Annotated in this window: 20 protein-coding genes; 13 read left to right on the top strand and 7 right to left on the bottom strand. The window is 63.0% G+C overall.

The annotated features are described in order from the left end of the window. Positions 1-2: 2 nt before the first annotated feature. The 5 genes from kdpC to ACFHWW_RS24620 all read right to left on the bottom strand — a co-directional run bounded on the left by kdpC (position 3) and on the right by ACFHWW_RS24620 (position 5,683). Entirely contained in the window at positions 3-572 is a 570-nt protein-coding gene (kdpC, locus tag ACFHWW_RS24640) for a potassium-transporting ATPase subunit KdpC (protein ID WP_379941366.1), read from the bottom strand. A gap of 2 nt (positions 573-574) precedes the next feature. Further along, positions 575-2,617: a potassium-transporting ATPase subunit KdpB gene (gene kdpB, locus ACFHWW_RS24635; RefSeq protein ID WP_379941364.1), complete on the bottom strand. Its 2,043-nt coding sequence runs from the start codon at positions 2,615-2,617 to the stop codon at positions 575-577. A gap of 11 nt (positions 2,618-2,628) precedes the next feature. After that, entirely contained in the window at positions 2,629-4,338 is a 1,710-nt protein-coding gene (gene kdpA / locus ACFHWW_RS24630; RefSeq protein WP_379941362.1) for a potassium-transporting ATPase subunit KdpA, read from the bottom strand. 128 nt (positions 4,339-4,466) lie between these two features. After that, positions 4,467-4,553 (bottom strand): K(+)-transporting ATPase subunit F, encoded by an 87-nt coding sequence (gene kdpF, locus ACFHWW_RS24625; RefSeq protein WP_080636573.1) that lies wholly within the window; start codon positions 4,551-4,553, stop codon positions 4,467-4,469. Positions 4,554-4,795: 242 nt separating this feature from the next. Next, entirely contained in the window at positions 4,796-5,683 is an 888-nt protein-coding gene (locus tag ACFHWW_RS24620) for a LysR family transcriptional regulator (protein ID WP_379941360.1), read from the bottom strand. A gap of 99 nt (positions 5,684-5,782) precedes the next feature. Between ACFHWW_RS24620 and ACFHWW_RS24615 the strand changes: the two genes are divergently transcribed. Together ACFHWW_RS24615 and ACFHWW_RS24610 are read left to right on the top strand one after the other, a co-directional pair. Next, positions 5,783-6,505 (top strand): SDR family oxidoreductase, encoded by a 723-nt coding sequence (locus tag ACFHWW_RS24615; protein WP_379941358.1) that lies wholly within the window; start codon positions 5,783-5,785, stop codon positions 6,503-6,505. A 128-nt stretch (positions 6,506-6,633) separates the two neighbouring features. Beyond that, a complete protein-coding gene (locus ACFHWW_RS24610; protein ID WP_379941518.1) occupies positions 6,634-6,939 on the top strand; it encodes an Atu4866 domain-containing protein in 306 nt (101 codons plus the stop codon). Positions 6,940-6,959: 20 nt separating this feature from the next. Here ACFHWW_RS24610 and ACFHWW_RS24605 read toward each other — a convergent pair whose 3' ends face one another. Beyond that, positions 6,960-7,640 (bottom strand): class I SAM-dependent methyltransferase, encoded by a 681-nt coding sequence (locus ACFHWW_RS24605; protein WP_379941356.1) that lies wholly within the window; start codon positions 7,638-7,640, stop codon positions 6,960-6,962. 273 nt (positions 7,641-7,913) lie between these two features. On the opposite strand from ACFHWW_RS24605, the gene paoA reads away from it, so the two are divergent. From paoA to ACFHWW_RS24575, 6 genes are all read left to right on the top strand, one after another. Next, the gene (paoA, locus tag ACFHWW_RS24600; protein WP_375341887.1) at positions 7,914-8,549 is read left to right on the top strand and encodes an aldehyde dehydrogenase iron-sulfur subunit PaoA; all 636 of its coding nucleotides are present in this window, start codon (positions 7,914-7,916) and stop codon (positions 8,547-8,549) included. Beyond that, the gene (locus tag ACFHWW_RS24595; RefSeq protein WP_379941354.1) at positions 8,546-9,496 is read left to right on the top strand and encodes an FAD binding domain-containing protein; all 951 of its coding nucleotides are present in this window, start codon (positions 8,546-8,548) and stop codon (positions 9,494-9,496) included. The genes paoA and ACFHWW_RS24595 overlap by 4 nt, the downstream gene beginning before the upstream one ends. Before the next feature lie 4 nt (positions 9,497-9,500). Continuing rightward, positions 9,501-11,699 carry an aldehyde oxidoreductase molybdenum-binding subunit PaoC gene (paoC, locus tag ACFHWW_RS24590; protein ID WP_379941352.1) on the top strand — a complete coding sequence of 733 codons (2,199 nt, stop codon included), beginning with the start codon at positions 9,501-9,503 and terminating at the stop codon, positions 11,697-11,699. Between the two features lie 90 nt (positions 11,700-11,789). Continuing rightward, a complete protein-coding gene (dinB, locus tag ACFHWW_RS24585) occupies positions 11,790-12,923 on the top strand; it encodes a DNA polymerase IV (RefSeq protein WP_379941350.1) in 1,134 nt (377 codons plus the stop codon). Between the two features lie 500 nt (positions 12,924-13,423). Next, entirely contained in the window at positions 13,424-13,546 is a 123-nt protein-coding gene (locus tag ACFHWW_RS24580; protein ID WP_018096561.1) for a hypothetical protein, read from the top strand. An 888-nt stretch (positions 13,547-14,434) separates the two neighbouring features. Next, complete coding sequence (locus tag ACFHWW_RS24575; RefSeq protein WP_379941348.1) at positions 14,435-15,166, top strand: adenylate/guanylate cyclase domain-containing protein; 732 nt, start codon at positions 14,435-14,437, stop codon at positions 15,164-15,166. 13 nt (positions 15,167-15,179) lie between these two features. Here the strand turns inward: ACFHWW_RS24575 and ACFHWW_RS24570 are convergent, their stop codons facing one another. After that, positions 15,180-15,956 (bottom strand): sulfite exporter TauE/SafE family protein, encoded by a 777-nt coding sequence (locus ACFHWW_RS24570; RefSeq protein ID WP_379941345.1) that lies wholly within the window; start codon positions 15,954-15,956, stop codon positions 15,180-15,182. A gap of 301 nt (positions 15,957-16,257) precedes the next feature. Here ACFHWW_RS24570 and ACFHWW_RS24565 point away from each other — a divergent pair, with 301 nt between their 5' ends. Genes ACFHWW_RS24565 through ACFHWW_RS24545 form a run of 5 tightly spaced genes read left to right on the top strand, consistent with a single transcriptional unit; the run spans position 16,258 to position 22,174 of the window. Continuing rightward, positions 16,258-17,244: a BMP family protein gene (locus ACFHWW_RS24565; RefSeq protein ID WP_379941343.1), complete on the top strand. Its 987-nt coding sequence runs from the start codon at positions 16,258-16,260 to the stop codon at positions 17,242-17,244. A gap of 11 nt (positions 17,245-17,255) precedes the next feature. Continuing rightward, a complete protein-coding gene (locus ACFHWW_RS24560; RefSeq protein WP_379941341.1) occupies positions 17,256-18,671 on the top strand; it encodes an amidase in 1,416 nt (471 codons plus the stop codon). Beyond that, positions 18,668-20,194: an ABC transporter ATP-binding protein gene (locus ACFHWW_RS24555; protein WP_379941339.1), complete on the top strand. Its 1,527-nt coding sequence runs from the start codon at positions 18,668-18,670 to the stop codon at positions 20,192-20,194. Before ACFHWW_RS24560 ends, ACFHWW_RS24555 begins: the two co-directional genes overlap by 4 nt. Further along, entirely contained in the window at positions 20,184-21,233 is a 1,050-nt protein-coding gene (locus ACFHWW_RS24550) for an ABC transporter permease (RefSeq protein WP_102761994.1), read from the top strand. Before ACFHWW_RS24555 ends, ACFHWW_RS24550 begins: the two co-directional genes overlap by 11 nt. Beyond that, the gene (locus ACFHWW_RS24545) at positions 21,230-22,174 is read left to right on the top strand and encodes an ABC transporter permease (RefSeq protein ID WP_379941337.1); all 945 of its coding nucleotides are present in this window, start codon (positions 21,230-21,232) and stop codon (positions 22,172-22,174) included. Before ACFHWW_RS24550 ends, ACFHWW_RS24545 begins: the two co-directional genes overlap by 4 nt. The last annotated feature ends 7 nt before the right edge of the window (positions 22,175-22,181 follow it).

Here is a 22,181-nt window from a genome sequence, read left to right as displayed (position 1 = left end):
GATCAGGTCCTCGGTGCGTCCAAGGCAAGGTTCAGTTCTAGCACATTGACGCGCGGCTCGCCTACGATCCCGAACAGACGACCCTGCGTTGCCCTGTCGACGAGCGCGCCCACAGCCGCTTCCGCAAGTCCGCGCGCTTTTGCCACCCGAGCGATCTGAACCCTGGCGTATTCGGGCGAGACATGCGGGTCGAGACCCGATCCGGAAGCCATGCCGGCGTCGGCGGGGATCTCACCCCCTATGCCTGCGGCGCGAAGCCTCTCGATATCGGCCCTGACACGCTCCTTCAGCTTGTCGGAAGTCGTCCCGAGATTGGAACCGCTCGAAGCACCGGCATTGTAGGGCTCCGGGCCAGTCGCCGAAGGACGCGGCCAGAAATATTTCTCCGAGGCGAAATCCTGGCCGATGAGTTGCGATCCGACGAGAACGCTGCCTTTGCGGACGAGGCTGCCATTCGCTTCTGCCGGCATCAGCGCCTGCGCCACGCCGGTGATCAGCAGCGGGTAGCCGAGCCCGGTAATGAGGGTGAGTGCCAAGGTCAGGACGAGTGCGGGACGGAGTTGATTGAGCATGATCACACCAGGTTGAGGTTCGAGACGGCAAGGTCGATCAGCTTGATCCCACCGAAGGGCAGGACCAGGCCGCCGAGGCCGTAGACGAGAAGATTGCCGCGAAGCAGGGCTGCCGCGCCGACGGGACGGTACCTGACGCCCTTCAATGCCAGCGGAATGAGCGCCACGATGATCAGCGCATTGAAGATGACGGCCGACAGGATGGCCGACTGTGGTGACGCCAGGCCCATGACGTTGAGCACACCGAGCGCCGGATAGGTGGTGACGAAGAGCGCCGGGATGATGGCGAAGTATTTCGCCACGTCGTTGGCGATCGAGAAGGTCGTGAGAGAACCGCGCGTCATCAGCAATTGCTTGCCGATCTCGACGATCTCGATCAGCTTCGTGGGGCTCGAATCAAGGTCCACCATGTTGGCCGCTTCGCGGGCGGCTTGCGTGCCGGTTTGCATGGCGACGCCCACATCCGCCTGGGCGAGCGCCGGCGCATCATTGGTGCCGTCGCCGCACATGGCGATCAGCCGGCCGCCCTTCTGTTCCTTGCGGATATAAGCGAGCTTGTCTTGCGGTGTCGCTTCGGCGAGGAAATCGTCGACGCCGGCCTCCGAGGCGATTGCCGCGGCAGTGATCGGGTTGTCACCGGTCACCATGACCGTGCGGATGCCCATGGCCCGCAGTTCGGAGAAGCGCTCCTTGATTCCCGGCTTAACGATGTCCTTCAGGTGGACCACGCCGAGCAGCCGGTTGCCGTCGGCGACGGCGAGCGGCGTGCCGCCGGTTCGGGCGACCTTGTCGACCGCCTGCCGGAATTCCTGGGGTATCTCACTGTCGGACAGCCCGGCAAATCTCAGGACCGAGTCGACCGCGCCCTTGCGCAGCCGGCGGCCGCCATGGTCGATGCCGGACAACCGGGTTTCCGCGGCAAAGGGCACGACCGCATCGATCCCGGCCTCGGGTGCCCGGCGCCCGAACGCGCCGGTGGCGAGCGCCACGATGGAGCGGCCTTCCGGTGTCTCGTCGGCAAGGCTTGCGAGGAGCGCCGCATCGGCGAGTTCCTCCACGGTTGTGCCCGGAACGGGCAGGAAATCGCTTGCCATGCGGTTGCCGAAGGTGATCGTCCCGGTCTTGTCGAGGAGCAGCGTGTCCACGTCCCCCGCAGCCTCGACGGCACGCCCGGAGGAGGCGATCACGTTGAAGCGCACCAGCCTGTCCATGCCGGCGATGCCGATCGCCGAAAGCAATCCGCCGATCGTCGTCGGGATCAGCGTGACAAGGAGGGCGGAAAGCACGGTCACCGAAAGCACGGTCGCCGAATAGCTGGCGAGGCCCCAGAGCGTCACCACGGCGATCAGGAAGATCAGCGTCAAACCGGAAAGCAGGATCGACAGTGCGATCTCGTTCGGCGTCTTCTGCCGTTGCGCCCCCTCGATGAGGGCGATCATGCGGTCGACGAAGGTGGACCCCGGTGCGGTCGTGATGCGGACTGTCACCCAGTCCGAAAGCACCTCGGTACCGCCGGTGACGGCGGAGCGATCGCCGCCCGCCTCGCGGATCACCGGGGCCGATTCGCCCGTAACAGCGCTCTCGTTGACCGAGGCGACCCCTTCGACGACCTCGCCGTCGCCCGGGATCAATTCGCCGGCCTCTACGAGGACGAGATCGCCGACCTTCAGCAGGGTCGCAGGTATTTCCTTGGTCTCCCGGCCCTCGGGGGCGACGAGCTTGCGGGCGCTCAACTCCGATTTGGTACGGCGGAGGAAGTCGGCCTGCGCCTTGCCACGCCCCTCGGCGACGGCTTCGGCGAAGGTGACGAAGAGCACGGTAAACCATAGCCAGGCGGCAATCTGGCCCGAGAAGAGCGGGTTGCCGCCGCCGGTTGCGACATCGAGAACGAAGAAGAGGGTCACCAATGCCGCCACGGCTTCGGTGACGAAGATCACCGGATTGCGGACGAGCTGACGCGGATCAAGCTTGACGAAAGCGGCCCTCGCTGCCGGGAGGAGTATCTTCGGGTCGAAAAGGTTCGGGGTCAGGGGTTTGTTTGACATGCCTGGTTCCTTCAGAAGGTCTGGCCGGCGAGCATGGCGAGATGCTCGACGATCGGACCGAGCGCGAGGGCCGGCAAGAACTGCAGCCCGCCGAGAATGAGGATGATGCCGATCAGGAGACCGACGAAGAGCGGCGTATCGGTCGGGAACGTACCCTTGGATGCCGAGGCGCGCGTCTTGGCGGCGAGCGAGCCGGCAATGGCAAGCACCGGCACGGCATAGGCGAAGCGGCCGAGCAGCATCGCAAAGCCGAGCGTCGTATTGTACCAGGGCGTGTTGCCCGAGAGTCCGCCGAAGGCCGAGCCGTTGTTGCCGCTTGCCGACGTATAGGCATAGAGGATTTCCGAGAGCCCGTGCGGTCCGGGCGTACCGATGCTGGCGACGGCCAAGGGCAAGACCGCCGAAATCGCTGTGAAGCCGAGAATCGAAAGCGGCAGGATGAGCACGGCGAGCACCGCGTATTTCATCTCGCGCGCTTCGATCTTCTTGCCGAGCAGTTCCGGAGTGCGGCCGACCATAAGACCGGCGACGAAAACCGCGAGGATCGCGAAAACGATCATGCCGTATAGGCCCGAGCCGACGCCGCCGGGCAGAACCTCGCCGAGCTGCATGAGGAACATCGGAACGAGACCTCCAAGGCCGGTGAACGAGCCGTGCATGCCGTTGACGCCGCCATTCGAAAGGCCGGTCGTAACCGTTGCGTAAAGCGCAGTCATCGCCTGGCCGAAGCGGACTTCCTTGCCTTCCATGTTACCGAGAGCCGGGTCGAGGCCGAGCTGCGACAGGATCGGACTTCCCTGCGCTTCGGCCCAATAGACGATCCCGACCCCGATGATCAGAAATGCATAGGTGACGGCGATGAAGGCCCAGCCCTGCCGGCGATTGCCGACGAGCTGCCCGAATGTGTAAAGCAGCGCCGCCGAGACCGACAGCATCGCGAAGATATTGACATAATTGGAAAGCGCAGTCGGATTTTCGAACGGATGTGCGGCATTCACGTTGAAGAAGCCGCCCCCGTTGGTGCCGAGCTGCTTGATCGCTTCCTGGCTGGCAACCGGGCCCAGAGCGATTGTCTGCTTCACCCCCTCGAGGGTCGTGGCCTCTACCGTTGCGCGGAAAGTCTGCGGCAGGCCCGTTGCCACAAAGGCGACCGCCACCAGCAAGGCGAGCGGCAGGAGGACGTACAGTGTCGAACGGATGAGATCGACCCAGAAGTTACCGATCGTCGGTATGGCTGAGCGGGCGAAGGAGCGGGTAACGGCAAGCGCGATCGAAATGCCGGTCGCGGCCGAGACGAAGTTCTGCACGGTCAGCCCCATCATCTGGCTGAAGTGACTGAGTGTCGTCTCGCCGCCGTAATTCTGCCAGTTGGTGTTGGTGACGAAACTGACGGCGGTGTTGAAGGCGAGGTCCGGCGGCACGTTGCCGAAGCCCTGCGGGTTCAAGGGCAACCATGTCTGAAGTCTCAGGATAGCATAGAGCAGCGCAAAGCCTGCGATGCTGAAGGCGAGCATGCAGAACGTGTAGGCGAGCCAGCCCTGCTCCCGTGTCGGATCGATGCCGGCGGCACCATGAAGACCACGCTCCACCGGTCCGAGAATTGGCGAAAAGACATTGCATTCGCCGGAAAGAACCGCAGCCATGTAAAGCCCCAGCGGCTTCACGACGATAAGGACGGCGAGAAAAAGGAGGCTGATCTGCAGCCATCCGATGACAGACATGAGAAGTCTCCGTGGGTGAAGGAGCGCTCGGGCAACTCCAGGAAAAGTGCGCAGCGGTTTTCCGTCCGGATTTGCGGCAAAATGAAAGGCTGGAGTGTTCCAGCGAATCGGAGAAAAGCGGAAACGCTCTAGAAACGCTCCGGCCGGACAAGCGTCACGATCAAATAGGCTGCGAGCGCGACGGCGACGACGAGCCCGATCAAAGCCTCGACCATCGGATCCTCCTAAAGCCGGCTCAGGGCGCGCGCATAAAGCGCTAGTGCGGCAAGGCCGCCAACTCCGGCGGCAAGGAAAAGAAAATCGGACATGGACATTCTCCAGACTGATCCAAGATCCGGATGATGCGCCCGCGCCGCGTCAATTATCGATTGGGATGGTTGGGCAGCCGCATAAAGAAAAGATAAGGAGTTCGGGCCGAGCGTGATCATGACCTTCGACGCTGCGCCGGAAGCGTCGGCTATCGCCACCGTCTTATATGCTCGATCAAAGCCCGCATCTTTGGTGCCATGTTGCGGCGCTGAGGGAAATAAAGAAAGAAACCGGGGAACGGCGGCAGGAAATCCTGCAGCAGCGGAACAAGTCCACCGGTTTCCACGAACGGGCGAAAGGTTTCTTCCGTTGCGAAGGTGATCCCGGCCCCGCACAGCGCCGAGCGGAGCATGAAGCGCAGGTCATTGGTGGTGATCTGGGGTTCGACCGCGACATTGAAGGGAACACCATTCTCCTCGAATTCCCACCTGTAGGGCGCGACATTCGGCGCTCGCCGCCAGCCTATGCAGCGATGATGGACGAGCTCACGCGGGTGCGCCGGCGTGCCGTGGACTGCGAGATAGGCGGGGGCGGCAACGGCCAGCTCGCGCTGATCGCCCGTCAGCGGCACCGCGATCATGTCCTGCTCGATCACCTCGCCAAGCCTGACGCCCGCGTCGAATCCGGCGGCCACGATGTCGAACTCCTCGTCCGTGACGGTGATGTCTATCGTCACCTTCGGATGGGTCTGAGCAAAGGAAGCGATGAGCGGACCGGAAAGGAATTGCTCGGCGATCGAGGTGACGGCGATCCGCAAAAGACCGCGGGGCTCATCCTCACCCGCTACCCGATCGAGCGCCGCCCCAATATCCGACAAGGGCTGCGACAGAGCCTCGCGCAGACGCTCCCCCGCTCCGGTCAGGCGAACCGAACGCGTCGTGCGGGTGACGAGCGTCGTACCAAAGGCATCTTCGAGCCGCCGAACTCCCTGGCTGACAGCCGAGCGGGTCACACCGAGGCGATCCGCGGCAGCGCGGAAGTTGTCCTCCTCCGCGACGGCCAGGAAGAGCGGCAGAAGGTTCATGTCTATTTTCATTGTAGAGCACTGCTAACCATTGAGTTCAGTGATCGATGGATACCGGCGACAGTCATTGAAGTCCATCTTCTCCGTGCAAATCAAAGGACGGAGTACAACATGGACAAGGTCATTCTGATCACTGGCGCCTCCAGCGGCATCGGCGAGGGCATCGCTCGGGAGCTTGGCGCCGCGGGTGCGAAAATATTGCTCGGTGCACGCCGCCAGGCCCGTATCGAGGCCGTCGCCGCCGAGATTCGAGACGCAGGAGGAACCGCCCAGGCGCAGGTACTGGACGTGACCGACCGTCACTCCATGGCAGCCTTTGCACAGGCCGCGGTCGACAGATGGGGACGCATCGACGTTCTGGTGAACAATGCCGGCGTCATGCCGCTCTCGCCGCTTGCCGCCGTCAAGCTGGACGAGTGGGAGTGCATGATCAACGTGAACATAAAGGGCGTGCTTTGGGGCATCGCGGCCGTATTGCCGATCATGGAGGCACAGCGCAGCGGGCAGATCATCAATATCGGCTCTATCGGAGCGCTGTCGGTCGTACCCACAGCCGCGGTCTATTGCGCAACGAAGTTCGCAGTCCGCGCGATATCGGACGGGCTGCGCCAGGAGAGTACCAATATCCGCGTCACCTGCGTCAATCCCGGCGTCGTCGAGAGCGAACTTGCTGCAACCATCACCCACAAGGAGACCGTGGCGGCAATGGACGCCTATCGCGCGATCGCGCTTCAGCCCGCCGACATAGCCCGTGCGGTCCGGCAGGTGATCGAGGCTCCGCAGAGCGTGGACACCACCGAGATCACGATCAGGCCGACCGCATCGAGCAATTGACCCGGCGCGAACCGTTCCCGGGACGCTTTCCCGCGTCCCCCTGGCGAAAGGAATATTCCATGATCTTTTCCTTATTGACAGATCGTCTCACCGGCGGCGGCCGCAAGCTGCTGATCGCCCCGACCTTGATGACCGCCGCACTCCTGAGCCAATCCGTAAAAGCCGAGGAAGCCGAAATGCAGACCAATCACCCCTATGTCGGCCTTTGGGTCACAGAAGACAGTTACATCCGCCACGAGCTCCTGCCGGACGGTCGCTATGTCGAGGCCCGCGGTACGCGTGAACGGGCCTATGAGGGACGCTACCAAGTGACGGGCACGCATATCGATTATTGGGACGATACCGGCTTTACAGCGGATGGAGATTTTATCGACGGCGTTCTGCATCACGGCGGCATGATCTTCTATCGCGGGAGCAGGTCGGGGAAACCATGAGCACTCAGGATGTTGAGGGTTCAGGCGTATCCTACCCAGCCCCTGAAGGTCATCGCCGCATAGAACAGGCGGACATCCGAGAAGCCCGCCTTGCGAAGCACCGCCTCGTCCTCCTCCGGCGAGAGAACCGATAACTTCGTTGCGATCGCCTGCCTTGCACTTTCAGCATCGCCGCAGCCTGTTCCGCCGAACGCGACGTGACGGGCGATCCAGGTCGAGCGCTCAGGTTCAGATTGCGGGAAACTGATATGCGCGACGACGAACGGAGCGCCTGGCACCAGACGGCGGCGAACCTGTTCGAGTGTGTCGAGGCGTTGCGGGCGATCAACAAAGTGGAGCGTGAGCAGGCAGACGGCCGCGTCGAACGGCCCCTCCGGTGCCTCGTCTATGTAGCCCTGCTGCAGATGGACACGCGGCAGATGGGGCCCCACCGTCTGTTCTGCGACGCGAAGCATGTCCGCCGACGGGTCGATGCCGCAAAAGCGCCAATCTGAATTGTCGTCGGCGAGGGCTTTGAGCTCCATGCCGCCGCCGGCGCCGAGCACCAGAACCCGCGCTTGCACCGGTGCACGTTCCGCGACCAACATCGATGTCATGCGATGCAGAGCAGTCAGCCCCGGTACTTTTCTCAACGTCCCTTCGACGTAGGAACTGGCGTGGGCGGCGGTAAAAGCTGGACTATCGACGCTCGGAGACTTCATCGTGCGGTTCTCCCAAATCATGTAACAATCTCTGTTACATGATTTGCCTTTCGTCAAGTCACCTCTGCCCGTGAAGGCGCGCCGGTTCAGTACCGCCATTCATGAATGCGGTTCACAGGCATTATCGGCATCGCGATGGTAGTCACACGCGCTCTCCGCCCTAACTCACTTGTGAATGCGCCTGCGGGATCATTTCTCGCGCTCGGTTGTTGCGCGTTCGCGGCGTAGGCCGCTTCGTCCTAGACCTTTCATCATCAAGACATGGAGCTGGATATGCAAAGTCCTGGCGCACTTGAAATCTCGCGGCGCGACCTGCTCGCCGCCTCGGCCGCTACCGTGACAGTGGTGAGCGCACACTCGCTCGGTCACGCGCAGACCAATGTCTCCACCGCACCCCAGAGCACGAAGGTCACTTTCACGGTGAACGGAGAACGCCGGGAGCTTCAGCTCGATAACCGCACGTCCCTCCTCGACGCACTGCGCGAGCATCTGCATTTGACGGGCACCAAGAAGGGATGCGATCACGGTCAGTGCGGAGCGTGCACGGTTCTCATCGACGGCCGCCGCGTCAACGCTTGCCTGACGCTCGCCGTCATGCACGAGGGCGACAGCATCACCACGCTCGAAGGATTGGGCCAGCCCGAAAACCTCCATCCGATGCAGGCCGCCTTCGTCCAGCACGACGGATTCCAGTGCGGCTACTGCACGCCCGGCCAGATCTGTTCCTCCGTTGCCATGCTCGATGAAATCAAGGCCAATATTCCGAGCCATGTGACGGTGGATCTTACGGCGCCGGCCGAAATAACGCCCGCCGAGATCCGCGAGCGCATGAGCGGCAACATCTGTCGTTGCGGCGCCTATTCGAACATCGTCGAAGCCATCACCGAAGTCGCGGGGAGGAAGGCATGAGAGCTTTCAGCTACGAACGCGTCTCGTCGATCGAAGCCGCGGCCCGGGCCGCGGCCACCACGGATGGCGCGAAATTCATCGCCGGCGGCACCAATCTCCTGGATCTGATGAAGCTGGAGATCGAGACACCGGCACATCTGGTCGATGTCAACGGACTGGCACTGGACAGGATCGAAGCAACACCGGAAGGGGGGCTGCGTATCGGTGCCCTCGTCCGCAATACGGATCTTGCCGCCGACGAACGGGTCCGCCGCGATTACGCCCTGCTGTCGCGCGCCCTGCTCGCAGGGGCATCGGGACAATTGCGCAACAGGGCGACGACCGCCGGCAACCTGCTTCAACGCACCCGCTGTCCGTATTTCTACGATACCAACCAGCCGTGCAACAAAAGGCAGCCGGGCAGCGGCTGTTCGGCGCTGGCCGGCTTCAGCCGCCAGCTTGCGGTGGTTGGCGTCAGCGATGCCTGCATCGCCAGCCATCCGAGCGACATGGCGGTCGCCATGCGCGCCCTCGACGCCGTCGTGGAGACCGTGCGAGCCGACGGCACGACGCGCAGCATCCCGATCGCAGATCTCCATCGCCTGCCGGGTGACACGCCGCATATCGAACATGTCCTCGAGCGGGGCGAATTGATCACCGCGGTCGTCCTGCCGAAGCCGGCCGGCGGCAAGCAGATCTATCGCAAGGTTCGCGACCGGGCCTCCTACGCATTTGCGCTCTTCTCCGTCGGCGCCGTCGTGCAGCCGGACGGAACCGGCCACGTCGCGCTCGGCGGCATCGCGCCGAAACCATGGCGTGACGAGGCGGCCGAAAAGGAGCTGGCGAACGGAGCAAAGGCAGTCGCCGCCAAGCTTCTTGCCGGCGCCCGCCCGACTGAACAGAACGCCTTCAAGCTCACGCTTGTCGAACGCGCGCTGAGCGCGGTCCTCGTCGAAGCGAAGGGATGAGACAATGAGATTCGACACACCAGCAACGACGAACCCGATCGACCGGGGCGAGGTAATCGGCAAGCCCATCCCCCGCATCGACGGTCCGCTCAAGACGACCGGCAAAGCAATCTATGCCTATGAGTGGCATGATCCGAATAACCGCTATGCCTATGGCTATATCGTCGGTTCGGCAATCGCCAAGGGCCGGATCAGGTCGATGGATGTCGCCGCCGCGAGAAATGCTCCCGGTGTGATCGCGGTCGTCACCTCCGATGGCGTCGGGGAACTGAAGAAGGGTAAATACAACACCGCCAAGCTCTTCGGTGGCACCGAGATCCAGCACTACCACCAGGCCGTCGCCGTCGTGGTGGCCGAGACATTCGAGGAGGCCCGCGCCGCCGCGGCGCTCGTCAAGGTCGATTATGCCGAGGAAAAGGGCGCTTTCGATCTGGCCGCGGCCAAGGACAGCGCCGTCAAGCCGGAAGGCGAGGAAGACTCCGGAGCGGGCGACTTCGATGCCGCCTTCGAGGCAGCTCCCGTCAAGCTCGACCAGGTCTACACCACCCCGGACCAGTCGCATGCCATGATGGAGCCGCACTCTTCCATCGCCGCTTGGAACGGCGACGACCTGACGGTCTGGACATCGAGCCAGATGATCGACTGGTGGCGGACCGATCTCGCGACGACGCTCGGGATCGACAAGGACAAGGTGCATCTCATGTCCCCGTTCATCGGCGGAGGCTTCGGGGTGAAGCTGTTCCTGCGCGCGGATGCGGTGTTGGCTGCGCTCGCCGCACGTGAAGCCAAGCGCCCCGTAAAGGTCGCCCTCCCCCGCCCCTTCCTGATGAACAACACCACGCATCGCCCGGCTACGATCCAGAGGATCCGGATCGGTGCAGGACGCGACGGCAAGATCACGGCGATCGCGCATGAAAGCTGGTCCGGGGACCTTCCGGGCGGTGGTCCCGAGGTGGCCGTCCAGCAGACTCGCCTGCTTTATGCCGGAGCGAACCGGATGACCGCCATGCGGCTTGCCACCCTCGATCTTCCCGAAGGAAACGCGATGCGCGCTCCCGGCGAGGCTCCGGGCATGATGGCTCTGGAGATCGCCATCGACGAGATGGCCGAGAGGCTGGGTCTCGACCCCGTCGAATTCCGCATCATCAACGACACCCAGGTCGATCCGGAGAATCCCGAACGGCCCTTCTCGCACCGCAATCTCGTCGGCTGCCTGCGCACGGGCGCGGAGCGCTTCGGCTGGCAAGACCGGAGCAAACAACCCGGTGCTCGGCGCGAAGGAAACTGGCTGATCGGCATGGGAGTGGCGGCGGCGTTTCGCAACAATCTCGTGCTGAATTCGGGGGCCCGCGTCCGGCTCGACCGCGAGGGCATCGTCACGGTCGAGACCGATATGACCGATATCGGTACGGGCAGTTACACGATCATCGCCCAGACGGCGGCCGAAATGCTCGGTGTGCCGATCGAGAAGGTCGCCGTCAGCCTGGGAGACTCCCGCTTCCCTGTTTCCTCGGGTTCCGGCGGGCAGTTCGGAGGAAACTGCTCCACGGCCGGCGTATACGCCGCCTGCGCCAAGCTGCGGGAAGCCGTGGCGCAGAAGCTCGGCTTCAACAGCACCGACGACCTTGTCTTTGCAGACGGCGAAGTCCGGTCGGGTGACCGCCGAATGCCGCTCGCGCAAGCTGCCGGCGATGAGGGGCTCGTCGCTGAGGATCTGATCGAATTCGGCGACCTCACCAAGACCCATCAGCAATCCACCTTCGGAGCTCATTTCGTCGAGGTCGCGGTCGACGTCGCGACAGGAGAGACACGGATCCGGCGAATGCTGGCGGTCTGCGCCGCCGGCCGGATCCTCAATCCGATCACGGCACGCAGCCAGGTGATCGGCGCGATGACGATGGGGGTCGGCGGCGCGCTGACGGAGGAGCTCGTCGTCGACAGGGAGCGTGGCTTCTTCGTCAATCACGATCTCGCCGCCTACGAGGTGCCGGTGCACGCCGACATCCCGCACCAGGAGGTCGTCTTCCTGGAAGAGACGGATCCGATGTCCTCGCCGATGAAGGCCAAGGGTATTGCCGAGCTCGGGATCTGCGGTGTCGCGGCAGCTGTCGCGAACGCCATCTACAATGCGACCGGCATAAGGGTACGGGAGTATCCCATCACGCTCGACAAGCTGATCGAGGAGCTTCCGGAAGTCAGCTAGAACATGCGAACGGCATCTAACCCGCGTAACTTTACGGCTAAGCAAGCATGGGAGGTTCGGATAGGATAGACAGCGCTATAGCGAGAGGAAATGATGTCAGCGGAGCCGGAGGAAGATGAAAGGAGTGGAGGGGCACCTGTCTCCTCCACTTTTGCCCGCGTGCGGAAAATCATCCATATCGACATGGACGCATTTTATGCTTCGGTGGAGCAGCGCGACAATCCGGAGCTTCGAGGCAAACCGGTCGCAGTCGGGTATCCGGAGGCGCGCGGCGTGGTCGCCGCCGCGAGCTACGAGGCCCGCAAATTCGGCGTTCACTCGGCTATGCCGTCGGTGACGGCCAAGCGCAAATGTCCGGAGCTGATCTTCGTTCCGCACCGCTTCGACGTCTACCGGGCCGTCTCGCGGCAGATTCACGCGATCTTTGCCGAATACACGCCGCTGATCGAACCTTTGTCGCTGGATGAAGCCTATCTCGACGTTACCGAGAACCTGAAAGGCATGCAGCTCGCAACCGAGATCGCGCAACAGATACGCGCCAGAATCCGGGCCGAGACGCAGCTCACCGCATCCGCTGGCGTATCCTACAACAAGTTCCTTGCGAAGATCGCTTCGGACCAGCGCAAGCCCGATGGGCTGTTCGTCATCACGCCGAAGCACGGCCCAGATTTCGTGCAGGCGCTTCCCGTCAAGAAGTTTCACGGCGTCGGACCGGCAACGGCGGAGAAGATGAAACGGCTCGGCATCGAAACCGGCGCCGACCTCAAATCCCGTGATCTCGCCTTCCTGCAACAGCACTTCGGCAAGTCGGGGCCGTATTTCTACTGGATCGCCCGCGGCATCGACGAGCGGGAGGTCAAGCCCGACCGCATCCGAAAATCGATCGGCGCCGAGGATACGTTTCGGGAGGATGTTCATGATCTTGAGGCGGCCCGCGCGGGCCTTAAGCCTTTGATCGACAAGGTCTGGCACTATTGTGAAGCCAGCGGCATTCGCGGCAAGACGGTGACACTGAAGGTGAAGTGGGCAGATTTCACGCAGATCACCCGAAGCAAGACCATCGTTGCGCCGATTGCGAGCGCCGCCGAAATGGGCGAGATCGTGGAACTGCTGCTGTCACCGATCTTTCCCGCCGCCAAAGGCATTCGATTGCTCGGGGTCACGCTCTCGTCTCTCGATCCCGTGGACGATCGGAGCGGGCCGCAGCTCGCCCTGGCGCTTTGAAGCTGCGGCCTGACAGAAACGAAAAAGCCTGGCGCGGGAGGAAGTGCGACAGTCGAGCCAAGTAAAAATCAAATCCCGAGCGCTGCAGGGAAAAACACTTATGCGTATCGGAAAAAGAAAATATCGAAGATGGGGCATTCAGTGAAAAAGAAAAATCCCGAGGCGTTTACAAAAATTTCTCTTATTCTCCTGGAATCTCTTCAGGAATAGCTGAGCAAATCTTGGTTTCGCCATATTTATGGCCCAACAGTTAATGGCTACTCATTGACGGGCTTGACTCCAAGATCCTACCCCATCTCTCCGATCATCGATCGACTCCATAAGGGCGCAAAGCTTTCTCTGCTGCTGATGGAGAATATGGCGGCACTTGTTCGTGCTGCCATGGAGTCGAACCTGCTCCGCGGGCTCTGAGCGAGCCTTGCAAATCACGCTTCCGAAGGAAGCGGGTGGTCCGTTCGCCAAACCGTCTCGATTCCAGACAGCTCACCGGGAGGAAACCAATGAAATCCTATGTTGAAAGCTTCGGATACCAATTCAATCCCGTCGATTTCGCGATCAGGTCGACGCCAGCACTGTGCATTGGAATGATCGTCTTTATTACTCTTTACGACGTGATCTGGTGAATGGCCTCGGCAAATGCGTCCGCATCCCAAGCGGCCGCAAACCAGACACACTTTTCCTCATCCCGCTCTAGCCTGAGCCACGCCTGAAATAGCTAGGAACGGCCGGTGAACATGGCGGAATGATACCCCGCCAATAGCCCCTCCGCCGCAGCGACGGCATGGTATAATGCCGCCTCGTTACAACGCTTCGAACATCGTTACCCAGGTTCAACCATCGTTGCAGGAACTGCTGCATCGGTGGCTCGTTCTCACTTTGTGTGGAGTGGAGTACGTACGAATGACTGGATGGAATTATCAGGAACCGGAACATCACGCCTCAACGGGACTGCCCGTAAGCATTCTGCTGTTGTCGGTCCTCGGAATATCAGCCTATCTGCTGGTCGGGGGTTCCTTGAGTGGTGGAGAGCGCGCCGGCTCCAAAGTCTATCTGCCTGTCGCGCAAACACAGGTTCGTTGAGGAAAACTGTTGGAGATCCCGCTCGGCCGGACAGGTGAGAGCCGTCGGCTGTCGCCGAAGAGACAGCACCGGTTTTCGTCCGTCAGCCTTATCCGTGAATTACTTCTCGGTTAGTCGGTCGGCGTTTCCGCTGAAGCGGATGTTCTGGAACAACGAGGTCTCCGGGAGAATTTCTCGGCGTGGCAACGAACCTGGTAAAACTTCATGCGTATCGTCATTGTAGTTATAGTCGCTTCAATTGTCAGCATACTTGCTTTCAAATACGTCAACAATTCCTTATGGAATGCACCCATAGCGGCCACGGCCGAAGAGCTGTCCGAAGGTTAACGGACCATCGCGGTCTTAGTTACGGACCGCAAGGGTTTTCGAGAGATTTTGTGGCCCATATATGCGAGAGTCGCAGTGCGTCACGCAAACAGGGCGGCGGCAACATGTCTCGATCCAGGATTTGCAAGGGATGCTGGGAGCAGATGCGTATTCCCGTGCCCCTGCGCGGGCCGGCTTCCATTCCCTTCCGCGCCTTTGGCATCCGCCCGAGCCGGATGAACCCGAATACCTGCACGATCTGCGAACTCATGTTCACGCGCGTGATGAAAGCCCGCAAGATCACCGTTGACGTCTCCGTCCTTTTTGCAGATCTGCGAGGCTATACGGCGCTTTCGCAGTCGCTTTCGGCCGATACTGTCTCGTCGCTGCTGGATGATTTCTACGATAAATGTGCCGCGGCGATTTGGGAGTTCGACGGCCTTCTCAACAAGACGGTCGGGGACGCGATCATGGCAATCTTCAACTTTCCGATCCCCCACCCGGATCACGCCGAGCGCGCCGTACTTGCCGCACGGGAGATCCAGCGCCGATGCCAATTGCGCCGTGAGGTTCGCCTGGCGGGGGGTGCCGGCCTGGACGGAAGTGAGCTCGGTGTCGGCATCGGCATCGACACCGGTGAGGCCAGCTTCGGAGAGTTCGGCCGATCCCACCGCGACCTGACCGCTATCGGAACGGTTGTGAACACTGCCGCTCGGGCCCAGTCCGCCGCCGAGGCGGGGCGAATCCTGGTGACCAGGGCCGTTTGCGAGCGCGCGCAGAGACAAACGGCGGCAAGCGAGGGCCGAAAATACTCTCTCAAGGGCTTTGAGAAGCCGATCGAACTTTACGCAATCTGAAGAAAGCCGGGGTTCAGTAATACCCGGTAAGTTCGAGCGTCTGATAGCCGGCCAACAGCGTGATCAAAGATCCGACGAGCCGCAGGAGCGTTTTCTCCCGCAGTGCCTTGACCACCCATCCTGCAAAGGGCGCGGCAAGCACGCCGCCCGTGATCAGCCCGCCGATGGATGTAAGATGGTCGCGGAAATCGCCAGCCTGTTCCCAGTGACCGGTTAGAACCGTGGCCAGGAAACTCAGAGACACTGAAAGTGCGATCAGAAACTCGCTCGCATTGACGGTCCCGATGACGTAGCGCGGCTGTCCGCCTGCGCCGAGCAGACCGGTGGTGGCGACGGGCCCCCATCCGCCGCCGCCCGCGGCATCCAGAAACCCCGCGGTTGCGCCGAGCGGTGCCACGATCCTCAGCTTGACCGGGTTTGTGGGAATGCGATGAAAAGAGCGGTAAAGCAGCCAGGCTCCGATTACTGCAAGATAGGCCGTCACGAAAGGCTTGACCTGATCTCCGTCAAACGAGGTCACGACGAAGGCACCCAGCATTCCACCGGCGATGCCGAAAGGAATGAGCCGCCAGAACAGCTTCCAATCGATATTGCGGTGATAGAGATGGGCCGATCCGGAAGCGGCAGTGGTGAACAATTCCGCCGCATGGGCTGACGCCGACGCCTGGGCAGGCGGCACGCCAAAGGCAAGAAGCACCGTCGAGCAGATGACGCCGTAGGCCATCCCGAGAGCGCCATCGATCACCTGCGCGAGAAAGCCGACCAATGCGAACAGGATGAATTCTTCCATGGACAGCTCCGGGTTAGGGGGCTCGACCGCGCCCCGCACAAGGAAGCCTCACATGTGCAGCGGCACATGGAGGCCTCCTGTTTCACTTCAGTCTCTGCTTCTTGGCAAGGTGGAAAACGAACGCGCTTGGCGCTTGTTCCGCGAGGCCCGTAGCCTCGAGCGGCTCAGGGCATCGATGACCCGTCATCCGCGATTCCCTGAAAAGTCGCTCATTGCCGCTTTTCTATTCACCCGCACTGCTTGACAAAGCTTTGTACAAAATAAAGATTCTACCAATTGGTAAAAATGGGGAACACCATCCATGGCAAGAGATCTGATGATGAGCCGGCGCAATGTGCTTGCGTCGGGCTTGGCGCTTGGCGTGAGCGCTTTTGCGCCGGGCGTGCGCGCCAGCACGCCGGTTAAGGTTGCCGGTATTCACGCCTCCCCTGTCGAAAACGCCTGGAACTCGGTCCTGCACAAGGCGCTGCAGGATGCGGCCGCGGAAGGCGTGATCGAATATGTCTTCTCCGAAGGCGTTTCCGGCACGGACTATCCCCGCGCGATGCGCGAATATGCCGAGCAGGGTGCAAAGCTCATCATCGGCGAAGCCTATGCCGTCGAAAAGCAGGCCCGCGAAGTGGCCGCAGACTATCCGGAGACCGCCTTCGTCCTCGGCTCGAGCGGCAAGGAATCGGGCGACAACTTCGGCGTTTTCGGCACCTGGAACCACGACGGCGCCTATCTCGCCGGCATGCTCGCCGGCAAGATAACGAAGTCGAACGTCGTCGGCTCCATCGGCGCCATGCCGATCCCGGAAGTCAACATGCTGATCAACGCCTTCGCTGCGGGCGTGAAGGCCGTCAATCCCGATGCCAAGCACCTCGTCACCTTCATCGGTACCTTCTTCGACCCGCCGAAGGCGCGCGAAGCAGGCCTCGCCCAGATCGACGCCGGTGCCGACATCCTCTTCGGCGAGCGCATCGGCACCGCCGATGCCGCGAAGGAACGCGGGCTCAAATCCGTGGGTTCGCTGATCGACTATACGCCGCGCTATCCCGACACGGTCTTCGCCAACGCGCTCTGGGGCTTCCGCCCTATCCTCAACGCCGCAATTGCCGACGTCTCCGCCGGCAAGCCGGTCGGCAAGGACTACACAGCCTTCGGCCTGCTCAAGGAAGGCGGCAGCGACATTGCTTATGTCAAGGGCGTCGCCCCGACAGATGCCGAAGCGGCGATGGAGGCCAAGCGCGCCGAGATCAAATCCGGCGCCTTCGAGGTTCCGCGCATTACGGACGAGCCGAAGTAGTCGGCTTGTCTATGGCAGGCGATGCAATCTCTCTCGGCGAGGCGATCCGAACGGGCCGCCTCACCGCTTCCGAAGCGATGGAAGCATCCCTTGCGGCGGCCGGCCGATCGGCAGAAATAGGCGCAATCGTCCATCTCGACCCGACGCTCGGACGAACGGCCGCCGAACATGCGGACGCCCGCCTGCGCCACTTGCCTGGCGGCGGGCAGGCCGCACCGTTTCTCGGCGTCCCGAGCCTTGCCAAGGATCTGGGCGGCCCCTTTGCCGGCCTTCCGGTTGCGGCCGGATCGAACATGCTCGACCGTCGTGCCGCCGTCGCGGAAGACAGCGAACTGGCAGCGCGGCTCCGCGGAGCAGGCCTTTGCTTCTTTGGACTGACCACGGTGCCCGAAATGGGCCTGTCGCTCGCAAGCGAACCTGCGGCCGGGCCGATCTGCCGCAACCCCCTCGATACGGGCCGGACGCCCGGCGGCTCTTCCGGCGGGGCGGCGGCTGCCGTTGCCGCCGGCATCGTGGCGATCGCCCATGCGACCGATGCGGGCGGGTCGATCCGTGTCCCCGCGGCATGTTGCGGTCTCTTCGGCCTCAAGGCGAGCCGGGGTGCGATCGCGGCTGGACCATCCTTCGGCAATCATCTCGGCGGCATTGCCGGTGAACTTGCGCTGTGCCGCTCCGTCCGTGACCTGGCGGCGATCTTCGACGCGGCAGCCGGACGCGCCAGGGGGCCGTTTGCCGATCCGTGGTTCGCCCCCTCCCCGTCCGGCCCCTTACGTATCGGCCTTCTTCTCGAGACCGGCGGCCAATACCCGACCGAACCGGCGCGCAGCGAGGCCGTCGAAGAGGCAGCGCGGGCGCTGGAGCGAGACGGCCACAGCATCGTTGCGATGCGTTGGGACGCGTTCGCTGCGGGCATTGCCGCGAGCGGTCGGGTCCTGCGCGACATCGTCGCCGTCAACCTCGCCAATTTCGTCGTTTCCGCCGGTCTCGATGCCGGACGCGCCGAACGGCTGACGCAGGCTTTTGTCAGCCATGGGACGCGACTTAAGGCGACCGCCCTCTGGGCGACGCTTGACGACGCCGTCCATGCGAGCCACGCGGTCTGGTCGCTTTTCGACTACGTAGACTGTATCCTGACGCCCATGCTTGCATCGGCACCCCTTCCTATAGGATCCTTTCCTTTCGACCACGACGATATCGACCTTCAGATTCGCCGCATGACGGCGTTTGCGCCACTTGCGGCACTCGCCAATGCCACCGGTTTTCCGGCCCTCACGCTCCCATTCGGCGCGGATGAAGCCGGATTGCCGCTGCCGGTGCAGATCCTGGCGCCCATGGGCGGCGACCGCCTCCTCATCGAGCTTGCGGCGCGCCTGGAAAGCGAGGGCCGCTGGCAGCACCGTTTCGCCGTCGCGGGAATTCCGGAATGAGCGAAGCCATTCTCGACATTTGCAGCGTCAGCAAGCGCTTCGGCGACAATCTCGCCAATGACGACATCTCGCTGAGCCTCGGAAAGGGCGAGATCGTCGCCCTCCTGGGCGAAAACGGCGCCGGCAAGACCACGCTGATGAGCATCCTGTTCGGCCATTATGTGCCCGATAGCGGCAAGGTGCTGGTCGAGGGACGGGAACTGCCTGCGGGCAAGCCACGCGCGGCGATCCGCGCCGGCATCGGCATGGTGCATCAGCATTTCTCGCTCGCCCCCAACCTGACGGTGCTGGAAAACGTCATGGCGGGCACCGAACGCCTATGGCAGCTGCGATCCGGCACCGGCGCGGCGCGGCGGAAACTGCGCGGCATTTGCCAGCGGTTCGGTCTGACGGTGGAGCCGGACGCGCGCGTCGGCGACCTCTCGGTCGGCGAGCAGCAGCGCGTCGAGATCCTGAAGGCGCTCTACAACGATGCGCACATCCTGGTGCTCGACGAGCCGACGGCGGTGCTGACGAATCTGGAGGCCGTGCGGCTGTTCTCGACACTGAAGGACATGGCGCGCGAAGGGCTTTCGCTGATCTTCATTTCGCACAAGCTGGACGAGGTCATGGCCGCGGCCGACAGGATCGTCGTGCTGCGCGGCGGCCGCAAGGTGGCCGAGCGTCTTGCGAAAGAGACGAACAAGGCCGAGCTTGCCGAACTGATGGTCGGCCGCAAGGTGGCCCGGCCGATGCGCGAGCCTTCGACGCCCGGCGAGGTGGTGCTTGATGTCGCGGATGTGAGCGTCAGCATCGACGGGGTGGAACGGCTGAAGTCCATCGATTTCAGCCTCCGCGCGGGCGAGATTCTCGGCATTATCGGAGTTTCCGGCAACGGTCAGACGACGCTGGCGCATCTCCTGTCGGGTACGGTCAGGCGCGACAAGGGCGAACTCCTGCTGTTCGGCGAGCCGATCGGCGACCTTACGGTTGACGGCGCCGTCCGGGCGGGGATCGGCCGCATTCCGGAAGATCGCAACAAGGAAGGCGCGATCGGCGAAATGGCCATTTGGGAGAACGCCGTTCTCGAGCGCCTGCCGCGATTTTCGCGCTACGGCCTCGTCGATCGGCCGTCCGGCCAGGCATTCGCCGGCCAGATCATCGATGCCTTCGACGTGCGCGGCGGCCGGCCGACGACACGCACGCGGCTGCTCTCGGGCGGCAACATGCAGAAACTCATTCTCGGGCGCAATCTGATCGACCGGCCGAGCATCCTGCTTGCGGCGCAGCCGGCGCGCGGGCTTGACGAGGGGGCTGTCGCCGCGGTGCACGAACGGCTGCTTCAAGCGCGGCGCGCGGGAACCGCGGTGCTCCTCATCTCCGAGGACCTGGAAGAAGTCATGGCGCTAGCCGACCGAATTCAGGCCATCGTCAACGGTCGGCTTTCGCCTCCAATCGCCGCCGACAGCGCCAGTGCCACGAAACTCGGCCTGATGATGGCCGGCGAATGGAATGAAGAGCACGAGGTTCCGCATGCGTTTTGAACGACGCGAACATCGTTCGCTCGCCCTGGTGATCGCGACGCCCGTGCTTGCGATCCTCTGCGCGCTGGCGTTGGCCGGCCTGCTCATCGCTCTCGCCGGTGCCCCGGTCATGGAGGCCTATTGGCGCATTCTCGTCGGGGCCTTTGGCTCGCGGCTTTCGGCGACCGAAACCTTGACCCGCGCAAGCCCGCTCATTCTAACGGGCCTTGCCGCCGCGGTCGCGTTCCGCGCGAGGCTCTGGAACATCGGCGCCGAGGGTCAGTTCTATCTCGGAGCGATTGCCGTCGCCGCGGCCAGCTCGCACCTTTTCGGCGGTCTCCCCTCCCCCCTGCAGATCCCGCTCCTTCTCGTCGTCGGCGCGGCAGCCGGCATCGTCCTGCTGCTCGTGCCGCTTTGGCTGAGGCTGCGCTTTTCCGTCGACGAGGTCGTGACCACGCTTCTCCTCAATTTCGTCGCCGTGCTCTTCGTCTCCATGCTGATCGACGGCCCGCTCAAGGACCCGATGGGCTTCGGATGGCCGCAGTCCCAACCGGTCGCCGACGCGGCGGTCCTGCCGAAGCTTTTCGCCCGATCCCGCCTCCATATCGGGCTGATGATCGCACTCGTCCTCGCCGTCGCCGTCCATCTCGTTCAGTCGCGCACGGTGTTCGGCATGCAGTCGCGAGCAGCCGGCCTCAATCCGGCCGGGGCGGTCTTCGCCGGCGTGCCGCTCGGCCGTACCCTGGTGACGGTGGCCTGCATTTCAGGCGGGCTCGCGGGCCTTGCGGGGGCTATCGAAGTCATGGGCGTGCAGGGCTATGTGACGACGGACCTGTCGCCGGGTTACGGCTATTCCGGCATCGTCGTCGCCATGCTCGCCAATCTCCACCCCCTGGGCGTGGTGCTTGCCGCTCTGTTCACGGCGGTCATGTTCGTCGGGGCCGACGGGATGAGCCGCAGCATGGGTATCCCCTCCTACATAGCCGATGTCACGGTGGCCCTGTCGCTGATCAGCATGCTGACCGGGGTCTTCTTCACCCAGTACAGGATTCGCCGATGAACGCCGCCATCGACATTTTCGCTTCCGCCGGCCTCTGGGCGGCCGTCCTGCGCATCGCCACGCCGCTGATCCTCGGCACGCTCGGCGCGCTCCTGTGCGAGCGCTCCGGCGTCCTGAATCTCGGCATCGAGGGCATCATGACCTTCGGCGCGATGATCGGCTGGCTTACGGTCTATAACGGCGCCGACCTGTGGACGGGCATTCTCGTCGCGGGCCTCTCCGGCGGCATCTTCGGCCTCTTGCATGCGGGCCTGACGGTCACGCTCGGATTGTCGCAGCATGTGTCCGGCCTCGGGGTGACGCTTTTCGCCTCGAGCTTCAGCTACTACGTCTTCCGTCTGCTGGTACCGGTCGCGGGCACGCCGCCGACGATCGAGCCGTTCCAGCCGATCGACGTGCCGGTGCTATCGTCCCTCCCCTTCCTGGGTCCGGCGCTCTTCACGCAGACGCCGCCGACCTATGCGGCGATCCTGCTGGCGCTGGCGCTCGGCTACATGCTTTTCCGTACGCCGCTAGGCCTGGCGATCCGGATGACAGGGGAAAATCCGCACGCCGCCGAGGCGCAAGGCATCAACCCGATGGCGATCCGCTTTGGTTCCGTCGTCGTCGGGAGCGCGCTGATGGGCATCGGCGGCGCCTTCCTGACGCTCTCGGCCTTCAACAGCTTCTTTCCGACCATGGTGCAAGGGCGGGGCTGGATCTGCATAGCGCTCGTCGTCTTCGCCTCCTGGCGGCCCGGCCGCGCCCTCATCGGAGCGCTGCTGTTTGCACTGTTCGACGGCTTCCAGCTGCGCCTGCAGACGCGGCTGAGCGGCGTCGTGCCCTATCAGATCTTCCTGATGATCCCCTATCTGATGTCGATCGCAGCGCTGGCGCTCATGGCCCGGCGCGCCCGCGTTCCGCAGGCGCTGATGCAACCCTACCGGCGCGGCGAGCGCTAAACCCGAA

The organism is Sinorhizobium sp. P24N7 (assembly GCF_042436655.1).
Taxonomy (GTDB): Bacteria; Pseudomonadota; Alphaproteobacteria; order Rhizobiales; family Rhizobiaceae; genus Sinorhizobium; species Sinorhizobium meliloti_A.
Note: the sequence above shows the minus strand (reverse complement) of the source record. Positions and strands in the feature narration are given on the sequence as shown.

Coding starts and splice junctions, on each gene's coding strand:
- paoC (WP_379941352.1), top strand. CDS start 9,501: ATGAGATTCGACACACCAGCAACGACGAACCCGATCGACCGGGGCGAG.
- ACFHWW_RS24555 (WP_379941339.1), top strand. CDS start 18,668: ATGAGCGAAGCCATTCTCGACATTTGCAGCGTCAGCAAGCGCTTCGGC.
- ACFHWW_RS24580 (WP_018096561.1), top strand. CDS start 13,424: ATGAAATCCTATGTTGAAAGCTTCGGATACCAATTCAATCCCGTCGAT.
- kdpB (WP_379941364.1), bottom strand. CDS start 2,617: ATGTCAAACAAACCCCTGACCCCGAACCTTTTCGACCCGAAGATACTC.
- kdpF (WP_080636573.1), bottom strand. CDS start 4,553: ATGGTCGAGGCTTTGATCGGGCTCGTCGTCGCCGTCGCGCTCGCAGCC.
- ACFHWW_RS24620 (WP_379941360.1), bottom strand. CDS start 5,683: ATGAAAATAGACATGAACCTTCTGCCGCTCTTCCTGGCCGTCGCGGAG.
- ACFHWW_RS24545 (WP_379941337.1), top strand. CDS start 21,230: ATGAACGCCGCCATCGACATTTTCGCTTCCGCCGGCCTCTGGGCGGCC.
- ACFHWW_RS24575 (WP_379941348.1), top strand. CDS start 14,435: ATGTCTCGATCCAGGATTTGCAAGGGATGCTGGGAGCAGATGCGTATT.
- kdpA (WP_379941362.1), bottom strand. CDS start 4,338: ATGTCTGTCATCGGATGGCTGCAGATCAGCCTCCTTTTTCTCGCCGTC.
- ACFHWW_RS24605 (WP_379941356.1), bottom strand. CDS start 7,640: ATGAAGTCTCCGAGCGTCGATAGTCCAGCTTTTACCGCCGCCCACGCC.
- ACFHWW_RS24610 (WP_379941518.1), top strand. CDS start 6,634: ATGACCGCCGCACTCCTGAGCCAATCCGTAAAAGCCGAGGAAGCCGAA.
- kdpC (WP_379941366.1), bottom strand. CDS start 572: ATGCTCAATCAACTCCGTCCCGCACTCGTCCTGACCTTGGCACTCACC.
- ACFHWW_RS24595 (WP_379941354.1), top strand. CDS start 8,546: ATGAGAGCTTTCAGCTACGAACGCGTCTCGTCGATCGAAGCCGCGGCC.
- ACFHWW_RS24615 (WP_379941358.1), top strand. CDS start 5,783: ATGGACAAGGTCATTCTGATCACTGGCGCCTCCAGCGGCATCGGCGAG.
- dinB (WP_379941350.1), top strand. CDS start 11,790: ATGATGTCAGCGGAGCCGGAGGAAGATGAAAGGAGTGGAGGGGCACCT.
- ACFHWW_RS24550 (WP_102761994.1), top strand. CDS start 20,184: ATGCGTTTTGAACGACGCGAACATCGTTCGCTCGCCCTGGTGATCGCG.
- paoA (WP_375341887.1), top strand. CDS start 7,914: ATGCAAAGTCCTGGCGCACTTGAAATCTCGCGGCGCGACCTGCTCGCC.
- ACFHWW_RS24560 (WP_379941341.1), top strand. CDS start 17,256: ATGGCAGGCGATGCAATCTCTCTCGGCGAGGCGATCCGAACGGGCCGC.
- ACFHWW_RS24570 (WP_379941345.1), bottom strand. CDS start 15,956: ATGGAAGAATTCATCCTGTTCGCATTGGTCGGCTTTCTCGCGCAGGTG.
- ACFHWW_RS24565 (WP_379941343.1), top strand. CDS start 16,258: ATGGCAAGAGATCTGATGATGAGCCGGCGCAATGTGCTTGCGTCGGGC.